This window comes from Candidatus Methylomirabilota bacterium, assembly GCA_035709005.1.
GTDB lineage: Bacteria > Methylomirabilota > Methylomirabilia > Rokubacteriales > CSP1-6 > 40CM-4-69-5.
The window spans coordinates 1-25,969 of sequence record DASTFB010000037.1 but is presented as its reverse complement, the minus strand read 5'-3'; the positions used below and the strand labels follow the sequence as shown (position 1 = coordinate 25,969).

28 protein-coding genes, 1 tRNA gene and 1 pseudogene are annotated in these 25,969 nt (G+C 69.2%); 1 reads left to right on the top strand and 29 read right to left on the bottom strand.

The genetic code is table 11. From position 1 onward, the window contains the following. Positions 1 to 2 precede the first annotated feature (2 nt). The 8 genes from VFR64_05480 to lipA form a co-directional block, all read right to left on the bottom strand. A complete protein-coding gene (locus VFR64_05480; GenBank protein HET9489189.1) occupies positions 3 to 1,679 on the bottom strand; it encodes a molybdopterin-dependent oxidoreductase in 1,677 nt (558 codons plus the stop codon). A 108-nt stretch (positions 1,680 to 1,787) separates the two neighbouring features. After that, positions 1,788 to 3,011, bottom strand: coding sequence for an NADH-quinone oxidoreductase subunit NuoF (nuoF, locus tag VFR64_05475; GenBank protein HET9489188.1), 1,224 nt, complete (start codon positions 3,009 to 3,011; stop codon positions 1,788 to 1,790). Then, positions 3,008 to 3,484 (bottom strand): NADH-quinone oxidoreductase subunit NuoE, encoded by a 477-nt coding sequence (gene nuoE, locus VFR64_05470; protein HET9489187.1) that lies wholly within the window; start codon positions 3,482 to 3,484, stop codon positions 3,008 to 3,010. Before nuoE ends, nuoF begins: the two co-directional genes overlap by 4 nt. Beyond that, a complete protein-coding gene (locus VFR64_05465) occupies positions 3,481 to 4,860 on the bottom strand; it encodes an NADH-quinone oxidoreductase subunit D (GenBank protein ID HET9489186.1) in 1,380 nt (459 codons plus the stop codon). Before VFR64_05465 ends, nuoE begins: the two co-directional genes overlap by 4 nt. Position 4,861: 1 nt before the next feature. Next, on the bottom strand, positions 4,862 to 5,359 hold the full coding sequence (locus VFR64_05460) for an NADH-quinone oxidoreductase subunit C (GenBank protein HET9489185.1): 498 nt from the start codon (positions 5,357 to 5,359) through the stop codon (positions 4,862 to 4,864). 2 nt (positions 5,360 to 5,361) lie between these two features. Continuing rightward, positions 5,362 to 5,820, bottom strand: a complete 459-nt coding sequence (locus VFR64_05455; GenBank protein HET9489184.1) for an NADH-quinone oxidoreductase subunit B — start codon at positions 5,818 to 5,820, stop codon at positions 5,362 to 5,364. Further along, positions 5,811 to 6,164 (bottom strand): NADH-quinone oxidoreductase subunit A, encoded by a 354-nt coding sequence (gene ndhC / locus VFR64_05450; protein HET9489183.1) that lies wholly within the window; start codon positions 6,162 to 6,164, stop codon positions 5,811 to 5,813. The genes VFR64_05455 and ndhC overlap by 10 nt, the downstream gene beginning before the upstream one ends. Continuing rightward, positions 6,161 to 7,054, bottom strand: coding sequence for a lipoyl synthase (lipA, locus tag VFR64_05445; GenBank protein HET9489182.1), 894 nt, complete (start codon positions 7,052 to 7,054; stop codon positions 6,161 to 6,163). The genes ndhC and lipA overlap by 4 nt, the downstream gene beginning before the upstream one ends. Positions 7,055 to 7,102: 48 nt before the next feature. Here lipA and VFR64_05440 point away from each other — a divergent pair, with 48 nt between their 5' ends. Beyond that, positions 7,103 to 7,756, top strand: a complete 654-nt coding sequence (locus VFR64_05440; protein ID HET9489181.1) for a LemA family protein — start codon at positions 7,103 to 7,105, stop codon at positions 7,754 to 7,756. Here VFR64_05440 and VFR64_05435 read toward each other — a convergent pair. The 21 genes and pseudogenes from VFR64_05435 to VFR64_05335 form a co-directional block, all read right to left on the bottom strand. Further along, positions 7,753 to 8,865: a site-2 protease family protein gene (locus VFR64_05435; GenBank protein HET9489180.1), complete on the bottom strand. Its 1,113-nt coding sequence runs from the start codon at positions 8,863 to 8,865 to the stop codon at positions 7,753 to 7,755. The two genes, VFR64_05440 and VFR64_05435, sit on opposite strands and share 4 nt — an antisense overlap. Positions 8,866 to 9,165: 300 nt before the next feature. After that, positions 9,166 to 11,415: a 1,4-alpha-glucan branching protein GlgB gene (gene glgB, locus VFR64_05430; GenBank protein HET9489179.1), complete on the bottom strand. Its 2,250-nt coding sequence runs from the start codon at positions 11,413 to 11,415 to the stop codon at positions 9,166 to 9,168. 29 nt (positions 11,416 to 11,444) lie between these two features. Then, positions 11,445 to 11,529 (bottom strand) — tRNA-Leu (locus VFR64_05425). Between the two features lie 29 nt (positions 11,530 to 11,558). Then, positions 11,559 to 12,419 (bottom strand): ABC transporter permease, encoded by an 861-nt coding sequence (locus VFR64_05420; GenBank protein HET9489178.1) that lies wholly within the window; start codon positions 12,417 to 12,419, stop codon positions 11,559 to 11,561. Next, positions 12,416 to 13,411, bottom strand: coding sequence for an ABC transporter permease (locus tag VFR64_05415; GenBank protein ID HET9489177.1), 996 nt, complete (start codon positions 13,409 to 13,411; stop codon positions 12,416 to 12,418). The genes VFR64_05420 and VFR64_05415 overlap by 4 nt, the downstream gene beginning before the upstream one ends. A gap of 11 nt (positions 13,412 to 13,422) precedes the next feature. Then, a complete protein-coding gene (locus VFR64_05410) occupies positions 13,423 to 15,078 on the bottom strand; it encodes a peptide-binding protein (protein HET9489176.1) in 1,656 nt (551 codons plus the stop codon). A gap of 1 nt (position 15,079) precedes the next feature. Beyond that, positions 15,080 to 15,415 carry a preprotein translocase subunit SecG gene (secG, locus tag VFR64_05405; GenBank protein HET9489175.1) on the bottom strand — a complete coding sequence of 112 codons (336 nt, stop codon included), beginning with the start codon at positions 15,413 to 15,415 and terminating at the stop codon, positions 15,080 to 15,082. After that, positions 15,415 to 16,197: a triose-phosphate isomerase gene (gene tpiA / locus VFR64_05400; protein ID HET9489174.1), complete on the bottom strand. Its 783-nt coding sequence runs from the start codon at positions 16,195 to 16,197 to the stop codon at positions 15,415 to 15,417. The genes secG and tpiA overlap by 1 nt, the downstream gene beginning before the upstream one ends. Next, positions 16,197 to 17,381 (bottom strand): phosphoglycerate kinase, encoded by a 1,185-nt coding sequence (locus VFR64_05395; protein HET9489173.1) that lies wholly within the window; start codon positions 17,379 to 17,381, stop codon positions 16,197 to 16,199. The genes tpiA and VFR64_05395 overlap by 1 nt, the downstream gene beginning before the upstream one ends. Before the next feature lie 11 nt (positions 17,382 to 17,392). Next, on the bottom strand, positions 17,393 to 18,397 hold the full coding sequence (gap, locus tag VFR64_05390; GenBank protein ID HET9489172.1) for a type I glyceraldehyde-3-phosphate dehydrogenase: 1,005 nt from the start codon (positions 18,395 to 18,397) through the stop codon (positions 17,393 to 17,395). 63 nt (positions 18,398 to 18,460) lie between these two features. Next, positions 18,461 to 19,198, bottom strand: a complete 738-nt coding sequence (locus tag VFR64_05385; protein ID HET9489171.1) for a ComF family protein — start codon at positions 19,196 to 19,198, stop codon at positions 18,461 to 18,463. A 28-nt stretch (positions 19,199 to 19,226) separates the two neighbouring features. Continuing rightward, positions 19,227 to 20,174 (bottom strand): tetratricopeptide repeat protein, encoded by a 948-nt coding sequence (locus VFR64_05380; protein ID HET9489170.1) that lies wholly within the window; start codon positions 20,172 to 20,174, stop codon positions 19,227 to 19,229. 36 nt (positions 20,175 to 20,210) lie between these two features. Then, on the bottom strand, positions 20,211 to 20,576 hold the full coding sequence (locus VFR64_05375) for a TraR/DksA family transcriptional regulator (GenBank protein HET9489169.1): 366 nt from the start codon (positions 20,574 to 20,576) through the stop codon (positions 20,211 to 20,213). A 71-nt stretch (positions 20,577 to 20,647) separates the two neighbouring features. Further along, positions 20,648 to 21,004, bottom strand: a complete 357-nt coding sequence (rsfS, locus tag VFR64_05370; protein ID HET9489168.1) for a ribosome silencing factor — start codon at positions 21,002 to 21,004, stop codon at positions 20,648 to 20,650. Then, entirely contained in the window at positions 21,001 to 21,651 is a 651-nt protein-coding gene (nadD, locus tag VFR64_05365; protein HET9489167.1) for a nicotinate-nucleotide adenylyltransferase, read from the bottom strand. Before nadD ends, rsfS begins: the two co-directional genes overlap by 4 nt. Beyond that, positions 21,651 to 22,907 carry a glutamate-5-semialdehyde dehydrogenase gene (locus VFR64_05360; GenBank protein HET9489166.1) on the bottom strand — a complete coding sequence of 419 codons (1,257 nt, stop codon included), beginning with the start codon at positions 22,905 to 22,907 and terminating at the stop codon, positions 21,651 to 21,653. The genes nadD and VFR64_05360 overlap by 1 nt, the downstream gene beginning before the upstream one ends. 16 nt (positions 22,908 to 22,923) lie before the next feature. Continuing rightward, positions 22,924 to 24,018: a glutamate 5-kinase gene (gene proB / locus VFR64_05355; protein ID HET9489165.1), complete on the bottom strand. Its 1,095-nt coding sequence runs from the start codon at positions 24,016 to 24,018 to the stop codon at positions 22,924 to 22,926. A 65-nt stretch (positions 24,019 to 24,083) separates the two neighbouring features. Further along, a pseudogene (gene obgE, locus VFR64_05350) lies at positions 24,084 to 25,076 on the bottom strand (GTPase ObgE). Positions 25,077 to 25,110: 34 nt separating this feature from the next. Then, positions 25,111 to 25,368 carry a 50S ribosomal protein L27 gene (rpmA, locus tag VFR64_05345; protein ID HET9489164.1) on the bottom strand — a complete coding sequence of 86 codons (258 nt, stop codon included), beginning with the start codon at positions 25,366 to 25,368 and terminating at the stop codon, positions 25,111 to 25,113. 5 nt (positions 25,369 to 25,373) lie between these two features. After that, on the bottom strand, positions 25,374 to 25,685 hold the full coding sequence (gene rplU, locus VFR64_05340) for a 50S ribosomal protein L21 (protein ID HET9489163.1): 312 nt from the start codon (positions 25,683 to 25,685) through the stop codon (positions 25,374 to 25,376). Positions 25,686 to 25,843: 158 nt separating this feature from the next. Next, complete coding sequence (locus VFR64_05335) at positions 25,844 to 25,966, bottom strand: sigma factor-like helix-turn-helix DNA-binding protein (protein ID HET9489162.1); 123 nt, start codon at positions 25,964 to 25,966, stop codon at positions 25,844 to 25,846. Positions 25,967 to 25,969 lie beyond the last annotated feature (3 nt).

Here is a 25,969-nt window from a genome sequence, read left to right as displayed (position 1 = left end):
TATTATTCGGAGGGGGCGCCATCGCTGGCGCGCCCGGGGGGCGCGACGGCCCCCTCCGAGACCTCCCCCAGAACGGATTGCGCGGGCAGAGCCCGCGCTCGAATCGTCCTTCCCGCGTCACCGAGATTCTGGTAGGTTAGGCCGGCGAAGGCCGGAACGGCGGCGGCCAGGGCCCGGAACCAGTGCTCGGCGCGCGTGCCCTGGACCGGCTCGCCCAGCATCTCGCTGATTCGCCCGATGACGTCCCACTCCGGCCGCGCCTCGCCCAGCGGTGCGACCGCGGTGCGAAAACGCTGAACCCGGCCCTCGAAGTTCGTGAACGTCCCGTCCCGCTCGACCCAGGCCGCCGCGGGGAGGACCCAGTAGGCCAGCGCGCTGGTGGCGTTGGCGTTGGTGCCGCTCCAGATCAGCGTGGGGACGGACGTCAGCGCCGCCCGGACAGGCGCATCCGGCCAGGCGCTGGCGAAGAGGTCGTGGGCGAACACCCACAGGAGACGGAGCCGGCCGTCGCGCGCGGCCTTCAAGATGGCGACGACGTCGCCGTCCAGCCCGATGAGCTCGGCGCCGCGAGTGTTGGGATTTTTGTCGGCCCGGATGAGCAGGGCGTCCTCGTCGCCGGGCGCGGCCGGAGGGACGGCGAAGCCGACCCGGTGGATCCCGAGGCGCCCCAGCAAGCGCCGCAGAGCGAAGAGGTCCTCATTCGCCATCCGCGGTGAGGCGATGACGCCGATCTCGTCAGGCGCGGTGCTGGCCAGGACGTCGGTCACGGCGGCCAGCGCCTCGTCCCAGCCGGCCGGCTCCTGGCCCCCCTGCTGCCGGCGTAGTGGCGTATCCAGGCGACTGGCGTCGTCCACGAACTCGAAGCCGTACCGGCCGGCGTCACACATCCACCAGCGGTTCACCTCGGCGTTGAAACGTGGCTTCAGGCGCGCCACGCGCCGGCCCTCGTTGTGGTGCGGCCGCCGGTGGTTGACGTGGACGTCGATGTTACAGCCGCGGGCGCACCCCGGGCAGATGGACTTGGCGCTGTCCAGGTACCAGACTCGAACCCGGAAGCGGAAGTCTCGGTCGGTGAGGGCGCCGACCGGACAGATGTCGTTCAGGTTGCCGGTGTACTGGTTGGCGAGGGGCCGGCCGGGAAACAGGCCCACCTCGGAATGATCCCCCCGATGGAAGATGCCCAGCTCGCCCGTCCCCGTCACCTCGTCGCAGAAGCGGACGCACCGGGAGCAGAGGATGCAGCGTTCGGCGTCCAGCACGACATGCTCGCCCAGGGGCACGGCCTTGGGCTTGTGGACCTTCTCGTCCACCATGCGGGGCTCGTAGAGACCGTGCTTCATGTAGTAGATCTGTAGCCAGCACTCACCGGCCTGGTCGCACACGGGACAATCGAGCGGATGATTGATCAGGTGGAACTCCATCATGGACCGCCGGGCCTCCAGCACGCGCGGCGTCTCCGTCATCACCACCATGCCCTCGGCGGCCACGGTGTTGCAGGCCACCGTGGGCCGCGGGGCCTTGTCGATGTCCACCATGCACAGACGACACTGCCCGGCGATCGAGAGCCCGGGATGATAGCAGTAGTGTGGGATGTCGACGCCGACCGCCCGGGCGGCCTCGATCAGGTTGGTGCCGGGCGCGACCTCGACCGGTTGTCCGTTGATCGTCAGTCTAGGCATTGATCGTTGAACAGGGCATGGGCACCCGGGCTTCGCCACGCCCATGCCCCGCCGCGATCCCCCTTTGCAGGTCGTTTGATCGGCCGATCAGAGTCGTCACTCTCGTCATCAGGCGATCAGGGCCTCGAACTCGTCCCGGAACTTCTCGATGTAGGAGATGTAGGGGCCCACGGCCCCGTCGAAGAAGGCGCAGATGGTCGTGCCGGCCCCCCGGCGGGAGACGTCGAGGATGGTGTCGAGGTCTTCCTTGCGGCCCCGGCCCTCGACGATCCGCTCGGTCATCCGGTAGATCCACCCGGTGGACTCGCGGCACGGCGTGCACTGCCCGCAGCTCTCGTGCGCGTAGAAGCGCGCCAACACCATGAGCGCTTCCGGGATCGACGCCGTCTCGTCCATCACGATGACACCGGCCGATCCGGCCATCGTCCCCGCGTTGCGCAGCCCGTCGACGTCCATGGTGACGTCGATCTCGTCGGCTTTCAGGATCGCCGCCGAGGAGCCGCCCGGCACGACGGCCTTGAGCCGGCCATTGCCGGTCACGCCGCCGGCCAGATCGTAGATGAGCTGACGCAGGGTGATGGCCACCGAGGCCTCGTAGACGGCCGGCCGCTTCACGCGGCCGGACACCGAGTACAGGCGCGTGCCCCCCTGGGTCTTCGTTCCCAGGCCGGCGAACCATTCCCCGCCCCGGTTGACGATGTGCGGGAGGTGGCAGAGGGTCTCGACATTGTTGACGATCGTCGGCGCCCCGAACGCGCCCTTGATCGCCGGGAACGGCGGCTTGAGCTTGGGCCAGCCCTTCTTGCCCTCCAGGGACGAGATCAGCCCCGTTTCCTCGCCGCAGATGTAGGCGCCGGCCCCGCGGTGGACGACCACGTCGATGCCGTGCCCCAGGTAGTCCGCCTCGTAGGCCTCGCGCACGGCGCCGGCGAACCGGCGCCAGGGCTCGACGTACTCCCCCCGGATGTAGACGAACGCCTTCTCGGAGCGGACGGCCCGGGCGGCGATGAGCATGCCCTCGATGAGGGCGTGGGGATCGCGCTCCAGGAGGTAGCGATCCTTGAAGGTGCCCGGCTCGCCCTCATCGGCGTTGACCACCAGGTACACAGGCCCGGCGTGTCCCTTGGGAATGAACGACCACTTGACGCCGGTCGGGAACCCGGCGCCGCCCAGGCCACGGAGGTTGGACTTCTTCACCTCTTCGGTGATGGCCGCCGGGTCCAGGGATCGGGCCTTCGGCCAGGCCGTGTACCCGCCGTCCTCGCGGTAGGCGGCCAGGGTATGGGCGTCCGCGCGGCCGAAGCGACGGGACAGCAGCTTTTCGCCGGTCACCGCAGCCTCGTCAGGAGGCGATCCACCCGTTCCGGGGTGAGATCGAACTCGTAGCGGTCGTCGACCTGCATCACCGGGGCGTGCTCGCAGGCGCACAGACACTCCACCGCCAGCAGCGTCACCCGCCCGTCGTCAGTGGTCTCGCCGGCCTCGATCCCCAGCCGCCGTTTCACGTGGGCCAGGATGCGGGGGGCCCCGGCCAGATGGCAGGACAGGTTGTGGCAGACGGAGATCACGTGGCGCCCCGGACGCTGGCGGAAATAGAGGGTGTAGAACGTCACCACCTCGTGCACCTGAGCCGGGCTCAGCCCGAACAGGCCGGCGACATGCGCCTCGACCTCGGCGGACACGTAGCCGAACGTCTCCTGGGCCATGTGGAGCACGGGCAGCAGGGCGCCCCGCGCGTCGGGATAGAGCCCCTGGAGCCGGCGGACCTCGGTCAGCTGCTCCGGGGAAAACGCGGGCGCGGTCACCGGTCCAGCTCTCCCCCGATCATGTTGACCGACCCGAACGTCGGGATCAGGTCGGCCACCATTTGTCCTTCGATCATCCGGTGCAGGGCCGCCATCGGCGGCAGACACGGTGGGCGGCAGCGCACCCGGTAGGGACGGTCGCTGCCGTCCGAGACGACGTAGAACCCGAGCTCGCCGTTGGCCCCCTCGACCGCGACGTAGGTCTCGCCCCGGGGGGGGCGGATGCCGTAGCCCTCCATGATCAACATGAAATGGTTCATCAGCCCCTCGATGGAGCCGTACGTCGCTTCCTTGGGGGGTAGCACCACCCGCTTGTCGGCCACGTTCACGCGCTCGTGCGCAGGCCGCTCCGAGCCGCGCAGGTTGGGCGACAATGCGATGGGCAGGAGCAGCAGCCCCTCGGTTTTCCCCTGCTTGCCCCGGTCTACGTAGTGGGCGGGATCGACCGGTCGGCCCTCGAAGTCCACCTGGATGGGCCCCCCGGGCAACTGGTCCAGGGCCTGCTCGGCGATGCGCATGGACTGTTCCATCTCGGCCATGCGAACCAGGTAGCGGGCATAGTTGTCGCCGGCGGTCTGCGTGGGGATCTCGAAGTCGACCCGATCGTAGGCGTCGTAGGGCTGGGCCCGGCGCACGTCGTAGCCCACGCCGACGGCGCGGAGCAGCGGACCGGTGATGGCGTAGGCGATCGTCTCCTCACGGGAGAGCGCGCCCACCCCGACCATGCGATCCATGAAGATCCGGTTGCCGGTGAGCAGGCGGTGGACCTCCTCCAGGACGTCGCGCACCTGCTTGAAGGCCGCGCGCATCCGCTCGCCGAAGCCGGGCGGCAGGTCGGCCTTCACGCCTCCCACCCGGCCGTAGGAAATGGTGAGGCGGGCCCCGGTGACCTCCTCGACCAGCTCCCACAAGAACTCCCGGGCCTTGATCATGTAGAGGAAGACCGTGAAGGCCCCGAGCTCCATCGCCGAGGCTCCGATGCAGGTGAGGTGGTCACAGATCCGTGAGACCTCGGCCATGATCACGCGGATGTACTGGCAGCGCTCGGTGATGGCGATGCCCAGCAGCTTCTCCACGGCCGCGCAGTAGCCGAAGTTGTTGATGAGGGGCGATACGTAGTTGAGGCGATCGGTGTACGGAATCGCGTTGTTGTAGGGCCCGGCCTCGCAGTCCTTCTCGAAGGCACGGTGCAGATAGCCGATCTCCACGTCGGACTTGACGATGACCTCGCCGTCCAGCTCGGTGAGGATGCGGATGATCCCGTGCATGGCGGGATGCGCGGGCCCCACGCCGACCTGGATCGTCTGGCGGCCCGCCCCGGTGCCGGCTCCCTCGCCCAGCATGAACTCGCGCGTGGTCGTGGCTCGCGTCGCCATGTCAGATCTTGGGCCCGATGAGCGGCTGCCGCCGATTGACGGGGTAGTCCTTGCGGAGCGGGTGCCCGACGAATTCCTCGTAGAGGAGGAGCCGGCGCCGGTCGGGGTGCCCCTCGAAGCGGATGCCGAACATGTCCCACACCTCGCGCTCCAGCCAGTTGGCGATGGGCCAGAGCGGCACGGCGGTCGGCACGACGGCGTCGTCCTCGTCGACACAGATTTTCAATCGCAGCCGGTGGTTGTGCTGCAGGGAGTAGAGCTGGTAGACGACCTCGAAGCGCGGCCCATCCTCGCGGCCGGGATAGTTGAGGTAGTCGACCGCGGTCAGGTCGGTGAGCATCGTGAAGGCCAGGCGCTCGTCGTCACGACAGAAGCGCAGGATGTCGACGATGGCGCTCCGGTCCACGACGGCCATGTGCTCGCCGCCCGCGGCGGGCACATCCACGACGGCCGCACCCCCTCGCTCGCGCAGCAGACCCACGATCGCGGCGCTGTCCATGCCTAGAACCTCTGGGCGCTGGCGGCGATCTTCTCCTGCAGCTTCATCAGACCGTCGATGACGCTCTCGGGGCGAGGAGGACAGCCGGGAATGTACACGTCGACCGGGATGATCGTGTCGATGCCCTGCACGGTGGCGTAGTTGTCGTAGAAGCCGCCGGTGCAGGTGCACACGCCGAACGCCACCACCCACTTCGGCTCCGTCATCTGATCGTAGACCCGCTTGAGGACCGGCGCCATCTTGTGGCTGATCGTGCCGACCACGAACAGGACGTCGGCCTGGCGCGGCGAGAAGCGCGGCAGCCCGGCGCCGAACCGGTCGATGTCGTAGTGCGAGCACGCGGTGGCCATGTACTCCATGCCGCAGCAGGCCGTCACGAACGGATACTGGAAGATGGAGTACTTGCGGGCCCAGCCGATGGCCTCGTCCAGCTTCGAGGTGAAGAACCCGCCTACTCCCACTCCAGGCCCCCCTTACGCCAGATGTACAGAAAGCCCACCATCAGGATGGCCAGGAACACCATCATCTCCACGAACCCGAACCAGCCGAGCCGTCGATACAGCATGGCCCACGGCCATATGAACAGCAGCTCGATGTCGATCAGGATGAACAGGATGGCGACCGTCGAGAACTTGATGGCGAACCGCCCCTCGGCGATGGCCACCGGGTCCTTGCCGCACTCGAAGGGCTGCACCTTGACGGGCGTTAACCGCTTCGGCGCCAGTAGCCGAGGCAGCGTGAGCAGGGCGCCGGCCACGAGCGCGGCGAAGGCGAAGACCAGGAGAATCGTGCCGTACTCGATCATGCGGTGATCGCGCTCACCTGCCGCTTGGCGTGATACGACGAACGCACCAGGGGCCCGGCCTCGACGTGCGCGAATCCCATGGCCCGGCCGGCCTCGGCCAGCGCGGAGAACTCATCGGGGTGGTAGTACCGGGCCACCGGCAGGTGGGCCGGCGACGGGCGCAGGTACTGGCCCAGGGTAAGGATGCCCACGTCCACGGCGCGCAGGTCCCGCATCGTGGCCAGGACCTCATCGGGGGTTTCGCCAAGCCCCAGGATGATGCCCGACTTCGTGGGCAGCGCCGGAGCCCACGCGCGGGCCCGGCGGAACACCTCGAGCGTCCGCTCGTAGCGGCCGCCGTGGCGGGCCACCTTGTAGAGTCGCGGCACGGTCTCCGTGTTGTGATTGAGGACGTCCGGGACGGCCTCGATGACGGCGCGCAGCGCCTCCGCCTGGCCCTGGAAGTCGGGAATGAGGACCTCCACGCGGCAGCCTCCCGCGTGCCGGCGCACCGCCCGGATGGTCGCCGCCCAGTGCGCGGCACCGCCGTCGGCCAGGTCGTCCCGGTTCACCGAGGTGATGACCACGTGCTCCAACCCGAGGGCGGCGACGGCCCGGCCGATACGCTCCGGCTCCTCGCGATCCTCCCACACGGGCCGTCCGTGTGCCACGGCGCAGTAGCCGCAGTTCCGCGTGCACACGTCGCCGAGAATCATGAAGGTGGCGGTCGCCTCCTGCCAGCACTCTCCGATATTGGGACAGTGCGCTTCCTCGCACACGGTATGGAGGTTCCACGTCCGCACGAGGCCCTGGAGCCTGATGTAGTTCGGGCCACCGGGTGCACGCACTTTGAGCCACGCCGGCTTGCGGCCGTCGGGGGCGACGGGCGGATCGATGACAGGCAGCGACATTCGCGTGGACACTGGATCTCCGGCGCTCGAAAACCATTTCATTATGCCATGGTGGTGCACGCTAAGATAGCCACGGGAGGATCGTCGGTGACGCTCGGTGGCTGGATCTTCCTCGCCATCCTCGCGCTGGTGGTGGGTTTCGCCGTGGTGACGTACAACCGGCTCGGGCTGCGCCAGCGCTCGCAGGCCGCGTGGTCCGACATCGACGTGCAGCTCAAGCGGCGCACCGACCTCGTGCCCAACCTCGTGGAGACGGTGAAAGGCTACGCCGCCCACGAGCGGACGACGCTGGATCAGGTCATTCGCGCCCGCGGCGCCGCCCTCGGCGTGGTTCTGATCCTGGCGGGGGGCGCGTTGTTCGCGGGGCGGGGGGGCTTCGACGGTGCGGGCTGGCCGGTGGGCGTCGGCGTGGTGGCCAGCGGGCTGATCGTGTTCGGCATCGGCCAGGCCATGCCGCGGCGGACCTGGCGCGGCGCGCGGCTGCTGGTTCACGTTCGCGGCTTCCGGGAATTCCTCGAGCGCGCCGAGAAGGATCGGCTCGAGCGGCTGCCGGCCGACACGCTGCACCGCTGGTTGCCGTGGGCGGTCGCGCTCGGAGTGAGCCAGCAGTGGATTCGCCGGTTCCGGGGCTTGCGGGTGGACGCGCCCTCCTGGTATCGGAGGCGGCGGGACGTTCTAGTCCCGCCCGTGAGTGCCCGCTAGGGCTTCAGGCTGCCTACGGCCAGGACGTGCATGGCGTCCTTCGTGCTGAGATACCCGACCAGGCGTTCACCGTCCAGGACGGCGAGCCGCCCGATCCCATTTTGCGAGAGCTTCTGGAAAGCGTCCCAGAGCGACTCGTCGGGCGACGCCCGCAGCGACGGCGCCAGCGGCTGCATGATGTCGGCAACCTTCGTCTCCGACCACCGCTCGCGGCCGATCCGAGCGAGATCGTGGACGCTGACAATGCCCACGACCCGACCGTCGTCGACGACGGGAAAGCTCGCCACGTGATGCGGCCAGAAGAACTCGTCGACCACCCGCGCCAGGGGCAGCCCCGGCGCGACATGAATCACGTCGCGCGTCATCACGTCGCGGACCGCCAGCGGCTCCAGCATCCGCCGCACCACCAGCTGCTGATAGCTGCCGACCGCCGCCTGCCGCAAGAAGAGGCCGATCAGGATGAACCAGAGGCCCCCCAGGAACTCCCCACCCAGCGTCTGCCACGCGCCGACCGCCATCAGCAAGAAGGCGAAGGCCGAGCCGGCGCCACTGGCCACCCGCGTCGCCCAGCCCAGGTCGCCCCGCGCCCTCCACAGGCCCGCCCGTAACATGCGCCCGCCGTCCAGGGGAAACCCGGGCACCAGGTTGAACACGCCGACGACCGCATTGACGAGGGTGAGATAGCGCATGATCGCGGCCGCCGCGGGCGGTGGGGTCAGCACGGCCTGGGCGACCGCGATCAGCCCGGCCAGGGCAAAGCTGGTGAGGGGCCCCACGACGGCGACGAGGAACTCCACCCCCGGCCGATCGGGCTCGCGCTCCAGCTGGGAGACCCCGCCGAAGACGTGCAGGGTGATGGAGGCCACCGGGATCCCGTAGGAGCGGGCCACCAGAGCATGCGAGAGCTCGTGGAGAAACACGGACACGAAGAGGAGCAGCGCCGCCAGCAGGCCGTTCGCCCAATGCGTGACGAGGGGCAAGCCTGGCAATTGCTGGGGGAAGTACCCGACGGAGAGGCTCCAGGCGATCAATCCGAAGATGACCAGCCAGCTGGCATGCACCCGCACGGGGATGCCGGCAATCCGAAAGAGCGTGATCACGCCGCCCATCGACCCTCCCGGCCCGAACGATGCATCAGCGCATGTGGCAGGACCACCGCACCCCCGCGGCTCGAGGGTGAGCCCGACGGGCGATCAGTATAGTAACAGCCGGACGCGTTGACGACCGGCTGCGGTCATCGACGGGAGGCATCATGGCCAGAAAGCGTACCGAACCGCCCCTCGGCCCCAGGCCGCTGCAGCCACCGTCACTGGACGAAGCGCTCGGCGTGCCCGTCCGGAGGTCGCCCCCGGCGAAGGGCCGGCGGGCTGCCCACAAGCGTCGGACGCGGATCGGGAGAAAGCCCCGGGTCAGCCGTCGGCGGGCTTGAGAAAGAGCGCGGCCAGCGGCGGCAGGGTCAGCACGAGCGAGTGCGCCTGCCCTTGCCACGGAGTGGGCTCGGCCCAGACGCTGCCGGCGTTGCCGACATTGTTGCCGCCGTACAGCGCGGCGTCGCTGTTCAGCTGCTCCCGGTACAAGCCCCCGCGCGGCACACCGATGCGATAGCCGACTCGGGGCACCGGCGTGAAGTTGCAGGCCACGACGACGAGATCGGAAGGCCGGCGCGCGCGCCGGAGAAAGGTGATCACGCTCTGCTCGCTATCGGAGCAGTCGATCCATTCGAAGCCCGCCGGATCGGCGTCCAGCTCGTGCAGGGCGGGCTCGCGCCGATAGAGCTGATTGAGGTCGCGGACGAGCCGCTGAAGACCGCGGTGGAACGGCCCGGCTGCCGTGAGGTGCCAGTCGAGGCTGCGATCGTGATGCCATTCCCGGCTCTGGCCGAACTCTCCGCCCATGAACATGAGCTTCTTGCCGGGATGGCCGTACATGAAGCCGTAGAGGGCCCGGAGATTCGCGAAGCGCTGCCATTCGTCGCCGGGCATCTTGCCGAGCAGCGAGCCCTTGCCGTGGACGACCTCGTCGTGCGAGAGGGGCAGGATGAAGTTCTCGCTCCAGGCATACAGCAGGCCGAACGTCAGGAGGTTGTGGTGATACTTGCGGCGCACGGGGTCGAGCCGCATGTAGTCCAGGACGTCGTGCATCCAGCCCATGTTCCACTTGAAGCCGAAGCCGAGCCCGCCCAGGTACGTCGGCCGCGACACCATCGGCCAGGAAGTGGATTCCTCGGCGGCCACGACGATGCCGGGGCGATCCCGGTGCGCCAGCTCGTTGAGACGGCGCAGGAGGGCGAGGGCGGCGAGGTTTTCGCGACCGCCGAACTCGTTGGGCAGCCACTCGCCGGGCTGGCGTGAGTAGTCCAGGTAGAGCATGGAGGCGACGGCGTCCACGCGGAGGCCGTCGACGTGGTAGCGATCCAGCCAGAAGAGGGCATTCTCCAGCAGGAAGTTCGCCACCTCGTTGCGCCCGTAGTTGAAGATGAGCGTTCCCCAGTCGGCGTGCTCGCCGCGCCGGGGATCGGCGTGCTCGTACAGATGGGTGCCGTCGAAGTACCCGAGTCCATGGGGGTCCTTGGGGAAGTGCGCGGGAACCCAGTCCAGGATCACGCCGATGCCCTGCCGGTGCAGGCGATCGACGAAGGCCATGAAGTCCGGCGGCGTGCCATACCGCCGCGTCGGCGCGAAGTAGCCGATCACCTGGTAGCCCCAGGAGCCATAGAAGGGGTGCTCCATCACCGGGAGGAGCTCGACGTGGGTGTACCCCATCTCCCGCACGTAGGCGCCCAGTTGCTCGGCCAGCTCGGCGTAGCTGAGGAAGCGGTCGCCCTCTTCGGGCACCCGCCGCCACGACCCGAGGTGCACCTCGTAGATCGTCAGCGGCCCCTCCTGCGGCGCCCGCCGGCCGCGCTCGGCCAGCCAGTCCTGGTCGGTCCAGCGATGGCCGGCGAGCCGGCTCACGACGGCGGCCGTTCGGGGGGTCTCGGCCTCGAAAGCGAACGCGTACGGATCCGCCTTGAGCGCCAGGGGCTCGCCCGAGCGCGACCGGATCTCGAACTTGTACCGCGCGCCCTCATCCACGCCCGGAGCGAAGATCTCCCAGATGCCGTTCGCGGGATGCCGTCGCATGGGATGGCGCCGCCCGTCCCATCCGTTGAAGTCCCCGACCACGCTCACGCGGCGCGCGTTGGGCGCCCACACGGCGAACACCGTGCCGGACACGCCGTCCAGCACCATCGGGTGGGCGCCCAGCTTGTCGCTGGCCGCGTAGTGCGTGCCCTCGGCCAGGAGATGGCGATCGAACTCGCCGAGGGTCGACGGGAATCGATACGGATCCTCCACCACCGCGACCGCGCCCGGGCCGTCCCTCACTTCCAGGCGATAGGCGAAGATCCGAGATTCGTCGGGAAAGACCGCTTCGAAGAAGCCGGCGGGGTGGAGCCGCTGCATGGGGCGCGGCTCGCGGCCCGCGGCGGCGGGGATGACCCGGACGCTGTCAGCCTGCGGCAGGAGGGCCCGCACGGCCACGGCGACGCCGGTGCCCGTCTGCACCGCGTGCGGGCCCAGCACGCCGAATACGTCCTCGTGGACGCCCTCCACCAGAGCGTCGATCTCCCGGGCGGCGAGCATGGGTGCGGGCGTCGTGACCTTCGGGATCTGCGTCATCCGGTATAGCGGGGCGACGTGACGGTGCCTGGTGCCGAAGGGGGGACTCGAACCCCCACGGGTTGCCCCACACGCCCCTCAAACGTGCGCGTCTGCCAGTTCCGCCACTTCGGCCCGCGTCGAATCGGGTCTCGAGTATACCGTCACCGTCCCCGGGTGACAAACCGACCCACCGTTTGGCGGAGCCGGGGATCGAGGGCGTCGCGAATCCCCTCGCCCAGCAGGTTATAGGAGAGCACCGTCACGAGGATGGCCAGCCCGGGGTACACCGATAGCCACCAGGCGATCTCGATGGTGTCCTTGCCCTCGTTGAGGATATTCCCCCAGCTGGCGAACGGCGGCTGGACACCCAGCCCCAGGAACGACAGCCCGGACTCGGTGAGAATGGCCGCCGGAATGCCCAGCGTCATGGCCACCAGGACGGGAGCCATGGCGTTGGGCAGGATGTGACGCCAGATGACACGGAAGCCGGTGGCGCCCACCGACTGCGACCAGAGCACGAACTCGCGCTCCTTGAGGCTCAGGAACTCGGCCCGGACGAGCCTGGTCACGCCCATCCACCCGGTGAGCCCGATGACCACCATGATGGTCCAGATCGAGGGCTTCAGGAAGGCGAGCACGGCCAGGAGCAGGAAGAAGCGGGGAAAGACGAGCATGAGGTCCACGAGCCGCATGATCAGGGCATCGACGAGACCGCCGTGGTATCCGGCGGCCGAGCCGAGCGCGATGCCGATCGCGGTCGCGATGCCGACCGAGACGAAACCGACCGCCAGCGACACCCGCGCGCCGTAGAGCATGCGCGAGAACACGTCCCGCCCGAGCTGGTCCGTCCCCAGCGCGTGCGCCGCCGAAGGCGCGACGAGGATCTTCTTGATGTCAGGTCGATTGGGATCGCGGGGTGAGATGGCCGGGGCCAGGATCGCCAGCACGGCCAGACCTAGCACGACCACGCCGCCGGCGACGGCAAGCCGGTTCTTGGCGAAGGCGCGCCCGAAGGCCTTCATCGCCGGCCACGCCGTCCGGCCAACCGGATGCGTGGATCGACCAGACCGTACGACAGATCGGCGACCAGGTTGGCCAGGAGCGTCAGCACCGAGACGATGACGAGGTTGGCCATGATCACGGGGTAATCGCGCTGGAACACCGACTGCACCATGAGCTGCCCCATCCCCGGGATGGCGAAGACCGACTCGACGATGACGCTGCCCCCGATGAGCCCCGGCAACGAGAGGCCCAGGATGGTGACGATGGGAAGCATGGCGTTGCGCAGCGCGTGTTTGCCGATGACGACCCGCTCGGACAGGCCCTTGGCCCGGGCCGACTGGATGTAGTCTTGCCGGACGACCTCCAGCATGCTCTGCCGCATGTAGCGGGAGAAGCCGGCCAGCCCGCCGAAGGTCGCCACCACGATGGGCAGGATCAGATGGCTCAGGAAGTCCCATTGCTGCGACCAGAAGCCCAGATATTCCCAGTTCAGCGAGCGGAGTCCCGAGATCGGCAGCCAGCCCAGCTGGACGCCGAAGAGGATCATGAGGAGCAGCGCCAGCCAGAAGTCGGGCGTGGCGAAGCCGACGAAGACGAAGACCGTGGTGATCTTGTCGAAGAGCGAATACTGACGGGTGGCGCTGAGGATGCCGATGGGGACGGCCAGGACCAGGATGATCAGCATCTCGATGAGGTTGAGGAGAAGTGTCACCGGCAAGCGTTCACTGATCTTGTCGAGAACCGGTCGCCCGTCGGGCATGAAGGAGCGTCCGAAGTCCAGCCGGGCGAGGCGGCCCAGCCAGTGCCAGTACTGGACGGGCAAGGGCTTGTCCAGTCCGTACAGCTCCCGCAACATCTGCTTGGCCTGCGCCGTGGATTCGGGGTTGAGCTCGCCCATCTGCATCTCCAGGGGATCTCCCGGGGCCAGATGGATGACCATGAACGAGATGAACGTGATGCCCACGAGCAAGGGCACAGCCAGCACGAAGCGACGCACCGCGTACCAGAACACGGAGCGCTATTTTACTCGGAGGTGTAACGCTGCAGGGACCGGGGCACGTACCACTCCGTGAAGTTGAACCGGATGCCGTTCGGGGACTCCACGATCCCGTGGACACGCTGGCTCATGGCGGGCAGCGCATCGGGGAAGTACAGGAAGATGATGGGTTGCTCCTCGGCCAGGATTTCCTGGATGCGCTGATAGTACTGTTTGCGCTCGGCTTGTTGGCAGGACCGCCGCCCCTTCTCGAGCAACATGTCGACCTCGGGATTCTTGAAGGAGATCACGTTGAGCTCGTCGACCCCGGTCTTGGACGAGTGCCAGATCTCGTACTGGTCGGGGTCGAGGCCGATGCCCCACCCGAGGATGATGGCGTCGAAGCGACGTTTCTTGACATACTCCTTGAGGAAGGAGGCCCACTCCAGCACGCGGATCTCCACGCCGACCCCGAGCTCTTTGAGCGACGCCTGAACGATCTCGGCGATCTTCTTCCGCTCGTCGTTGCCCTGGTTGGTGAGCAGGGTGAAGGTGAAGGGCTCGCCATCCTTGACCAGCAATCCTTCGCTGTTCCGCGTGTTCCACCCGGCCTCGGCGAGCAGCCGGCGAGCCCGCGTCAGATCATAGGGGTAGCGGGCGACGTCGGGGTTGTAGACCCACGTCCCCGGCTTGTAGGGGCCGGTGGCGTCCCGGCCCAAGCCCATGCGGACCCCGTCGATCAGCTCCTGCTTGTTGATCGCGTGGGCGAAGGCGTGGCGCACGCGCCGGTCGGCGAAGCGCGGGTCCTTCAGGTTGAAGCCCAGGTAGGTGTAGGCGTTGCTGGGGTAGCGGAACTTCATATACGCCTTCCGAAATGCCGGATATTCCGTCTGCCGGCGATACTGCAGCGCCGTGAGGCCGGCAGTGTCCACGCCCTTGGCCTTGAGCTCCAGGAAGATCGTGGCCTGGCTGGGAATGACCCGATACACGATGCGCGACAGGTAGGGCCGACCCTCGTAGAAGTCGGGATTGGCGACGAGGACGATCTTCTCACCCGAGCGCATTTCCTTGAAGCGATAGGGACCGGTGCCGACCGGCGCCGTCCAGTTCTGGGGCGCGTCGCGCAGGCGCCCCTCCAGCACGAAACGCTCCAGGAGGTGACGCGGCAGCATCCAGGCGCCCCAGCTCTGCAGCGCCTTGGCGTAGGGCTGGTGGTACCTGATCCGGACGGTATACCGGTCGACGGCCTCTGCGCTCGCCACCGCCCGGAAGTCCTCCCGGTAGGCGGTGGGCGTCTTGGGGTGGATGGCCGTCTGGTACGTGAAGATGACGTCCTCGGCGGTGAAGGGCTCGCCGTCGTGCCAGCGGACGTCCTTGCGCAGCGAGAACGTGAGGTCACGGCAATCCGGGCTGAAGGTCCACGACTCGGCGAGCTCGCCGACGAGATTCAGTTCACGATCGCGCTTGACCAGGCCGCTGTAGATCAGATCGCCGATCTGGTGGGAGGCGCTGTCGGACGTGATGTTGGGGATGAGGCCCGAGACGTTGCCGGTGATCGCCTCGACCAGGGTGTCGCCGTACTCCGGCTTGCCGGCGGCGGGCGCCTCCTCGGCGGCCCCGCCCACCTCGCTGCTGCAGCCGGCCAGCGCGCCTGTCCCCAGCAACAGGAGAGCGACAAGGCGCCGGGCCGCCGCTCGCTTCATGCTACTTGGCCGGCGCCGGCGCGGCCGGGCTCGACGGGGTGGAGCCCGGAGTCGGGGGGGCCGTGGTCGCGGGCGGAGGGGCGGGCTCCCGCACGACGGAGCCGCTCCGCCCGCCCCCCAGCATGGCCAGCGTGAACGAGGTAATCACGAAGACGACGGCGACGGCGGCGGTGATCTTGCCCAGGATGGTGGGAGTGCCCATGGACCCGAAGACGGCCTGCGTGCCGGCGCCGCCGAAGGCCGAGCCGATGTCGGCCCCTTTGCCGGCCTGCAGCAGCACGATTCCCACGATGCCGAAGCACGCGATGATGTGAATGACGACCAGGGCTGTGTACATTACTCCCCTTTCGTGGCGGCGCCGGCGCGCGCCGCCTTCCTGGCGATGGCGACGAACCCCGCCGCGTTGAGGCTGGCGCCCCCGACCAGAGCCCCGTCGATCTCGGGCTCCGCGGCCAGCGAGTCGATGTTGTCGGCCTTCACGCTGCCTCCGTAGATGATGCGGATGCGTTGCGCCGTCTCCTTCGACGTGAGCTCGGACAGTAGACCGCGCAGATAGCCGTGAACCTCGGTGGCTTGCGCCGGCGTGGCGTTGGCCCCGGTGCCGATGGCCCAGACCGGCTCGTAGGCGAGCACGACGTTGGCGATCGCCTCCGGGCTGAGCCCGGCCAGCCCCGCTCGCAGCTGGCCCTCGACGGTGGTGAAGGTCAGTCCCTGCCGTCGCTCATCGGCGGTCTCGCCGATACACAGCGTCGGCGTCAGATTGTGGGCCAGGGCCGCCTGGACCTTGCGGTTGATCTGCTCGTCGGCCTCCCCCATCTCGCGCCGTCGCTCGGAGTGGCCGATGATGACGTAGCGGCAGCCGACGTCGGCCAGCATGGCGGGCGAGATCTCCCCGGTGTGGGCGCCGGCGGCCTCCCAGTGGCAGTTCTGGCCGCCCATGCGGATGGGGCCGCCGGCCAGAACCTCAGCCACTGCGGCCAGTGCCGTGAACGGGGGGCAGACGACGACCTCCACGCCGCGCGGCCGCTTCAGCGCCTCGCGGAGGGCGCCGGCCAGGGCCCGCGCCTCGGCCAGGGTGCCATGCATCTTCCAGTTTCCCATCACGAGCGGGGTCCGCATCACGAGACCTCCGTGAGAGCTTGCACGCCCGGCAGCGACCGCCCTTCCAGGAACTCGAGAAACGCCCCTCCCGCCGTCGAGATGTACCCGATGCGATCGGCGACGCCGGCGGCGTTCACGGCGGCCAGGGTGTCACCCCCACCGACGACCGAGAACGCCGGAGCGTCGGCCACGGCTCGCGCCACGCCCAGCGTGCCCGCAGCGAAGGCCGGCTTCTCGAAGACCCCCAGCGGGCCGTTCCACACGATCGTCCGAGCCGACTTCAGCGTGGTTGCAAAGCGCTCGACGGTGAGAGGGCCGATGTCGAGACCCATGCGGTCTGCTGGAATCTCCCGGATGCCGACCACCGAGCCGGAGGGACTGTCCGGCTCCGAGGCCACCACGACGTCGACGGGCAGCACGACCGACACCCCCCGCCGGCGGGCGCCCTCCAGGATGCGCCGGGCGGTGTCGATCTGCCCGGGCTCCAGCAGCGAGCGGCCCACGTCGTGACCGAGCGACCTCAAGAACGTGAAGGCCATCCCGCCGCCGATCAGGAGCGCGTCCACGCGGAGCAGCAAGTTTTCCACCAGCGCCAGCTTGTCGGATACCTTGGCGCCCCCCAGGATCGCCGCCAGCGGCCGTTCGGGACGCTCCAGGATACGAGTGAGCGCGTTCAGCTCCTTCTGCATCAGGAGACCGGCGGCGGCCGGCTGCAGGAACTTCGTGATGGCCACGATGGAGGCGTGGGCGCGATGGGCCGCGGCAAAGGCGTCGTTCACGTAGCAGTCGGCCAGGACGGCCAGGGCCCGGGCGAAGCCCTCGTCGTTGATCTCCTCCTCCTTGTGAAAGCGCAGATTCTCGAGGAGGAGCACCTCGCCGGGCTTGAGACGCTGGGCCTGCTCCGCCACCTCGGGGCCCACGCAGTCCGGCGCTAGCGGCACCGGCTGCCCCAACAGCGACTCCAGTCGCTCGGCCACGGGGCGTAGCGAGGCCTCCGGCGTGGGCCGGCCTCGCGGGCGGCCCAGGTGCGAAGCGAGCACGACGGCGGCCCCGCGGCTCGTGGCGTACTGGATGGTGGGCACCACCGCGCGCAGCCGCGTGTCATCCGTGATCGCGCCCGCCTCGACGGGCGCGTTGAGGTCGGCCCGCAAGAAGACGCGCCGACCGGCCAGGTCGAGCTGCTCGATGGTGAGCTTGGCCACCAGCCCCGCGCCTAGAGGGTCTTGCCGATGAACCGGGCCAGGTCCCGCAGGCGCGACGAGTAGCCCCACTCGTTGTCGTACCAGGCGAGGACCTTCAGGAGATTGCCTTCGATCATCGCCGTCGACGACAGGTCGACGATGGACGAGTGGGCATTGCCGTTGAAGTCCACCGAGACGAGCTCTTCCTCGCTGGCGTCCAGGATGCCCCGCAGCTTGCCCGCCGCCGCCTCCCGAAACGCGTCGTTGACGGCTTGCACGCTGGCCGGCCGGTCCACCTCGGCCACGAGGTCGATCACCGAGACGTTGGCGGTGGGCACCCGGATGGCGATGCCGTCGAGCTTGCCCTTGAGCTTGGGCAGCACCAGCCCCACCGCGGTGGCGGCGCCGGTGGTGGTGGGAATCATGCTGAGGGCGGCAGCCCGGGCCCGCCGCAGATCCTTGTGGGGGAAATCGTGGACGGGCTGGTCGTTGGTGTAGGCGTGCACGGTGGTGGCGAACCCGCGTTTCACGCCGAAGGCGTCGTCGATCACCTTGACGGTGGTGGCCAGGCAGTTGGTGGTGCAGGAGGCATTCGAGATGATGCGATGGCGGTGCGCATCGTAGGCCTGCTCGTTGACGCCGAGCACGATCGTCACGTCAGGGTCCTTGGCCGGCGCCGTGATGATGACCTTGCGCGCGCCCGCCTGCAGGTGCTTGGAGGCGGTCGCGGTGTCGCGGAAGACGCCGGTGGACTCGATGACGACGTCCACGCCGAGGTCTTTCCAGGGGAGGCTGGCCGGGTCTTTGACGGCGGTGACGCGGATCTCGCGCCCGTCCACGAAGATCGCGCCGTCCTTGGCCTTGACCTCGGCCGCGAGGGTGCCGTGCACGGAATCGTGCTTGAGAAGGTGGGCCAGGGTCTTGGCGTCCGCCAGGTCGTTGACCCCGACCACCTCGATATCCTTGTCGTTGAGGGTCGTCCGGAAGAAGACTCGCCCGATCCGTCCAAATCCGTTGACGCCGACTCGAATGCTCATGGAAGACTCCTTGTGGGGATCCACGGCGTTGCGGCTCACACGACTGATCGATTATACGGCCCGTCAGACCACCCGAGCAACGGTGAGGACACCCACCGTCCGTACGCCGGCCGCCCGCAGCGCGCGGGCGCACTCGGCGGCGGTGGCTCCGGTGGTCAGCACGTCGTCGATCACCAGCACGTGGCGCCCGGCCACGGCGGGCGCGGCCCGGAAGGCGCCGCGGACGTTGCGCCGGCGCTCCTCGGCGGCGAGCTCGCTCTGTGGCTGGGTCGGCCGCGCGCGGCCCAGCCAGCCGGGCTTCACCGGTCGGGCCAGCGCCTGCCCCACGCGCTCGGCCAGGAGCGCGGCCTGGTTGAACCCGCGCTGCCGCTCCCGGGCCGGGGCCAGCGGGACCGGGACGAGCACGTCGGCCTCGGCGGCGAGGCCCCGACCGCATTGCGTGATGAGAAGGTCGGCGAGCGGGCGGGCCAGCGCCCGCTTGCCGCGAAACTTGAACGCGTGGACCGCCGACCGCAGGGGATCCTGGTAGGGGGCGGCGGCCCGAGCGTAATCGAATGGCGGCGGATCGGCTCGACAGGCCGGGCAGAGCGGGCTCGCCGGGGTGCTCTCGGCCGGGGCGCCGTCACGGCCCGGGATGCCGGGGGCGCCGCAGCGAAGGCAGTACGGCGCCTCGATGCGCGCGATCCGCGCCCAGCAGCTACCGCAGAGGGGATCCCGACGGCCGCCGCCCAGACGACGCTGGCAGACGGGACAGACGGCGGGATAGAGGAGATCGAGCGCGGCGCACACCCAGGCTCTCATCGAAGCACGGCGGCCGCCGACGTGAGACTCAGCGCCCTCCGAGCGGCTGCAACGCGTTCCACCGCCCGCACAGCTGGCAGCGCTCGCGCCAGGCGGGTGCCGGCGCGTGACAGGCGGCGCAGCGGTGCGGCCAGTCGAAGGCGTGGCTCAGCCGTAACGCCCGCCGGTACTCCTGGAAGGCCTCCCGCGTCTCCCCGCGACGCTCGAACACCGATCCGAGAAACGCGTGCACCACCGGCAGGTCGGGAGCCCGAACCTCTACTTTCTCGAACTGGTCGGCGGCCTCGTCCAGCATCTCGAGCTCGAAATACACCCGCCCCAGGGCCACCGCCAGCGCCAGATCGTCGGGCGCCCGTTCGACGGCGGCCCGGTACACCGCGATCATGCGGCTCGGTCGTCCTTCCTCGCGATAGGCTCGCTCGAGCCGGACCAGGATGGGGAGCGCCGGCTGGGCCTCCACCGCGCGCTCCCAGGTGCGAAGGGCCTCGCGGCGATCGCCGGTCGCCTCGTGGGCCTCGCCCAGGGCGAGCACGGCGGGGACGAAACTGCGATCGGCCCGGATCGCGCTGCGGAAGTGAGGGATGGCGGCCGCGGGGCGACCCTGGCCGATCTCCGCGCGCCCCAGCTCATGGTGGACGATGGCCAGCCACTCCGTTTCCCGCGGACGCTCGGCCGCCGGCGCGTGAGCGACGAGGCGCTCGGCGACGTCCAGCGCCTCCCGCCAGTTCCCCGCCTCGACGGCCAGCGTGCGCAGGCCCCGCAGCGCCGTCAGCTCGTTCTTGTGGTGGCCGAGGGCCTCGCGGTACAGCCGGGTCGCCTCGTCGCGCCGTCCCGCCTGCTCCGCCTCGCCGGCCCGGCGGACCAACTCGGCGATCTCGGCGTGGGCGACGCGCGTCAGCGGCACGGCGCCGACGACGCGGGCGAGCAGGCGACCGGCGGAGGTGAGAACGTTCAGCGAGGGGAGCCAGGCGGGCATGCGGACGGCGGGCGGGGCACGCGAGGGCCGCGGGAGCTAGCCCGTGGCCATGCGCTCCTCCTCCTCGACCAGGCGCTGGCAGTTGATACAGTACCGCGCGAACGGCAGGGCATCGAGCCGCTTCTCGGCGATGGGCTCGCTGCACCGCTCACAGGTGCCGTACGACCCATCCTCGATCTTTTGCAGCGCCAGCACGACGTCGCGGAGCAGCCGCCGATCCCCGTTGCCGAGCTCGAAGAAAAACTCACGGGTGTAGGCCGTGTTGGCCTGATCCCCCAGATCCTTGATCGAGTCGTCTTCCTGATCCTTGCCGTAGAGCGCGCTTCGTCCCACTTCCTCGAGAAGCTGGTACCGCTTCTCCAGGAGACGTTTCTTGTAGGACGCCAGTCGATCCTTTCTCATCCCAACCTCCACTAACAACCTGGGCTACGCTAGCATCAACAGCACAAGCACGCAACTCCTGGGGCTTGCATTCAGGCCTCCAATGACAGCGTCGGTGCATCTCCCCAGAGCCGCTCCAGCGCATAGTACAAACGGGTGTCCTCCAGGAATACGTGTATCAACACGTCGCCGTAATCCAGCAGCACCCAGCCGCTCTCGGGCACGCCCTCGGCATGCAGGGGCCGCGTTCCCAGCCCCTTGAGCTCATCGCGGATCGCGTCGGTGATGCTCTGGACGTGGGTGGTGGACTTCCCGCTACACACGAGAAAGTAATCGGTCACGTTGCTCAGCCCCTGCACATCGAGCACGACCACGTTCACGGCTCTCTTGTCGAGCGCCGCCTGCGCCGCCTCCCGGACTTTGCGCTCCGCGTTCAGCGTCTCGTTCACGCCGCGCTGCTGCCGTAGAGCCGGCGGTCGCGGATGTACTGGACGACGGCCGGGGGCAATCGATAGGCGAGCGAGCAGCCCTGGCGGGCGCGGCGGCGGAGGTCGGACGCCGAGATCGGCAGCGAGGTCGCGTGCACGACGAGCACGCCCTCGTCGGGCGCCGGTCCCTCCTCGACGACCTGGAAGCGCGTGGCGCCGATCTCCCGGAGCACCTTCTGGGCGGCTGCCACCTCGGGATCGAACACACTCCCGGCCCGCGGCACGACGACCAGGCGCGCCAACTCGGCGATCCGACGGGGCGAGCGCCAGGAGAGCAGGTCGAGGAACGTTTCCGATCCCACGATGAGGAACAGCGACTGGTCGGCGGCCGCCAGAGCTTCCAGCGTGTCCACGGTGTAGGACGGTCCGGCGCGCCGCAGCTCGAGGTCGCAGACCTCGAAGCGGGGATGGTCGGCCACCGCCAGCTGGACCATGGCGTAGCGATCGGCGGCCGGGGCCAGGGTGGCGGTCGGCTTGTGCGGTGGCAGCCCGGCCGGCACGAAGAGCAGGCGGTCGAATCCCAGCCGCTCGAGCAGATCGTCGGCCAGGAGCAGGTGGCCGTAGTGAATCGGGTTGAAGGAGCCGCCGAAGACCCCGGTGCGGACCACTACTCGCGCACCTGGCCGTCGCCGTACACGACATACTTCGTGGTCGTCAATTCTCGCACCCCCACCGGCCCCCGCGCGTGGACGCGGGAGGTCGAAATGCCCATCTCGGCGCCCATGCCGAACTGTCCTCCGTCCACGAAACGGGTGGAGGCATTGACCAGGACCACCGCGGCGTCGATTTCCCTGGTAAACCGGCGGGCATGGGCCAGCGTGTTGGTCACGATGGCTTCGGCCAGGCCGGAGCCGTGCCGGCGAACGTGGGCGATCGCTTCGTCGACGTCGTCGACGATACGGACGGCCAGGATCAGATCCAGGTATTCCTCGTCCCAGTCCCGTTCGGCGGCGGCGCGGATGCCGGGCACGAGCGCCATCGTCCGCGGGCACCCGCGCAGCTCCACGCCGGCCGCCTGCAGCCGGGCCGCTGCCGCCGGCAGGAACCGGGGTGCGACGTCCCGGTGGACCAGCAGCGTCTCCACGGCATTGCAGACGCTGGGGCGCTGCACCTTGGCGTTCATCACGATGGCCGTCGCCATGTCGGGGTCGGCGTCGGCGTCGACGAAGACGTGCACGAGGCCCCGGTCGTGCTTGAGGACCGGCACCCGGGCGTGCTCGGTGACCCAGCGCACGAACTCTTCCCCGCCACGGGGAATGACGAGATCGACCAGATCGCTGAGGCCCAGCAGGGTGGCCACGGCGGCCCGGTCCGTCGTATCGATGAACTGGATCGCCTCGGGGGGAACGCCGGCCTTCTCCAGCGCCTTGCTCAGCACGGCAACGATCATCGCGTTCGACTCGATGGCCTCGCTGCCGCCTCTGAGGAGCACGGCGTTCCCCGACTTCACGCACAGCCCGACCGCGTCCGCGGTGACGTTGGGGCGGGACTCGTAGATGAAGCCGATCACACCGAGCGGCACGCGGACCTGGGCGATCTCGATGCCGTTGGGGCGACGCCATGAGTCCACCACCACGCCCACCGGGTCGGGGAGCGCCGCGATCTGGTGCAGGCCGGCGGCCATCTCCTCCACCCGCCGCTCGGTCAGCGTGAGGCGGTCGAGGAAGGCCCGGCTGTGCCCCTGGATCCGGGCTCGTTCGACATCGGCCTGGTTGGCCTCGACGAGGGCGGCCGCTCTCTCCTCCAGGCTGCGGGCCATGGCGTGCAGAGCCTCGTTCTTGGTCCGCGTGGAGCAGAGGGCCAGGGTCGGCACGGTCGCCCGGGCCGCCCGGGCCTTGGTCTCCACCAGCGTCTTGACGTCCATCCCCGATGACCTCACGTCAGTGGATCACGAGATTGTCACGGTGGATCACCTCGTCGGCGCTCTTGTAGCCGAGCCGGGTCTCGATCTCGCGGGTCTGGGCCCCGCGGATCTTCCGGAGCTCGTCGGCGTCGAAGTTCACGAGCCCGCGTCCGACCTCCTTGCCGTTGCCGACGCCCACCACCGCGACGACCTCACCGGCCGCGAAGTCTCCCTCGACGTCGACCACGCCCGACGGCAGGAGGCTCCGCCCCTGCCGAGTTAATGCCCTCAACGCCCCGTCGTCAACCGTGAGCCGGCCCTGGGGCGGGACCGCGAAGGCGATCCAGCGCTTGCGCGCGGTGAGGGGATCGGCCTTGGCCGCGAAGTACGTGCCGAGCGGCTCACCGGCCAGCAGGCGGCGCAGCACTCCCGGCTCGCCGCCACGCGCGATGATCATCGGGATGCCGGCGGCGGCGGCCTTCTGGGCGGCCGCCAGCTTCGTGGCCATCCCCCCCACCGAGAGGGGACCCGTCCGGTCCCACACGAGCCGGGCGATGTCCTCGGTGACGGCCTCCACGGTGTCCAGCTTGCGGGCCGAGGCGTCGACGCTGGGGTCGCCCGTGTACAGGCCGTCCACGTCGGTGAGCAGGACGAGGAGGTCGGCGTCGACGAGCGAGGCGACCAGTGCGCTCAGGGTGTCGTTGTCGCCCACCTTGATCTCGTCCACGGCGACCGTGTCGTTCTCGTTGATGATGGGCACGACGCCCAGCCGCAGCAGCGTCATCAAGGTGTTGCGCGCGTTGAGATAGCGCGTACGGTCGGCGATGTCCTGGGCCGTGAGGAGCACCTGGCCCACCGGCAGACCGTGGGCCGCAAAGGCCCTCTCGTACTGCCACATGAGGGCGGCCTGCCCCACGGCCGCGGCCGCTTGTTTTTCGGGGATCGTCCGCGGCCGCTCGGCCAGCCCCAGACGAACCGCGCCGGTGGCGATCGCTCCCGACGTCACCAGCGCCACCTCACGGTCAGACCGGACATCGGCGACCTCCTGGGCCAGGGAGGCGATGCGCTCGGGCTCGACCCCGACGTCACTGCTGACGAGACCGCTGCCGACCTTGACGACGAGTCGGCGCACGCCGTGCAGCGGCGGCCGGCCTCCGCTCCCGGGCGAGCCTAGCCGGCCAGGCGCACCCATCCCGTCTCTTCGAGAGCCGCGGTCACCCGCGCCCTCAGCGTGACCAGCCCGACGCCGGTGGCGGCCGAGACCGCGACGAAGGGAAGCCCGGCCCCGGCGCAGAAGACCTCGACGGCACGGCGGGGCGGCTCGGTGTCCGGCAGGTCGACCTTGTTGCCGACGATGATCTGCGGTCGCTCGGCCAGGGCCGCGGAGTACGCGCCGAGCTCGGCGTTGATCACCCGCACATCGTCGACGGGATCGCGCCCGGTGGACGGGTCGAGATCGACCACATGCAGGAGCAGCCGTGTGCGCTCGGTATGCCGGAGAAACTGATGACCGAGGCCCCGCCCCTCCGAGGCCCCCGGAATCAGCCCGGGCAGGTCGGCGATCACGAAACTGCGCTCGTCGTCGATCCGCACCAGGCCCAGCGTCGGCGCCAGCGTGGTGAACGGGTAGTCGGCGATCTTCGGTTTGGCCGCGCTCAGCCGCGACACCAGCGTGGACTTGCCGGCGTTGGGAAACCCGATCACACCGACGTCGGCGAGCAGCTTGAGCTCCAGCTTCAGCCAGCGCCCCTCGCCATACCGGCCGGGGTCGGCCTGGCGGGGAGCCCGGTTCGTCGACGAGGCGAACCGGGCGTTGCCTCGACCCCGGGGCGCTCCCGGCTGGGCCAGGATCCGCTGGCCGGTGGTCGAGAGGTCGGCCAGCACCTCGCCGGTCTGGCGATCGCTGATCACCGTCCCGACCGGCACGCGGAGCACGAGGTCGCGGCCCTGGGCGCCGTGGCGATTCGCGCCCTTGCCGTGCTCGCCGCGCTCGGCCTCATAGTGGCGCTTGTAGTGGTAGTCGAGGAGGGTGCTCAGCGCGGGATCGGCCTCGATCCAGACACTGCCGCCGGCGCCCCCGTCACCGCCGTCGGGACCGCCGAAGGGAACATACTTCTCGCGGCGGAAGCTGACGCAGCCGGCGCCCCCGTCGCCGCCCTTGACGTAGATCTCGATCTCGTCGACGAACACCGGATTCGCGGGCTGGGGGAGCGCCCGCCCACCGTCAGGCGGGGCTGGTGATGATGGCCACGTAGCGTGAGTCGCCGCGCCGATCGAACCGCACGACGCCATCGATCTTGGCGTACAGGGTGTCATCGGAGCCGCGACCGACGTTGGCGCCGGGCTTGAATCGCGTGCCGCGCTGGCGGACGAGGATGCTGCCCCCGGTGACGAACTGGCCGGCGAAGCGCTTGACGCCCAGCATCTGGGGATTGGAGTCCCGGCCGTTCCGGGAACTGCCGACGCCTTTCTTGTGAGCCATGCTCCTTATACCTCGATCTGCGTGATGCGGACCCGGGTTGCCGGCTGCCGGTGTCCCAGATGCCGACGGTAGTTCTTGCGCCGCTTGAACTTGACGACGAGGACCTTGCGGTGGCGGCCCTGGCCCACGACCTCCCCTGCCACTCTCGCCCCGCGCAGCCGGTCGGTCCCCGTGATGACCTCGCCGTCCCGGCTCACGAGCACCACCGAGCGGAACTCGACGGGCGAGCCCTTGTCACCCGGCAGCTTTTCCACGGTGATCACTTGCCCGGGCGCCACACGGTACTGCTTGCCTCCGGTCTGGATGACGGCTTCCATTGCCTGTGACCTTTCTCGGAGAATCGTGACGGCAAGCAGCTATCTGACCACACCCGTGCGCGTTGCGTCAACTGTACGGCTGTATCGACGGCGCCAGCCCGGGTAGAACCGCGGGTGGGCTGTTCCAGGTACGTGTGGCTGCGGGCTCACCGCGAGGCTCAGGCGGCGGGAGCCAGGTATGCGCTCAGCTCCTTGCGCAAGAACAGGCGGGAGCGGTGGATCCGGGACTTCACCGCCGGCAAGCTGATGCCGAGCGCTTCGGCGATGTCGGGGTTCGACAAGCC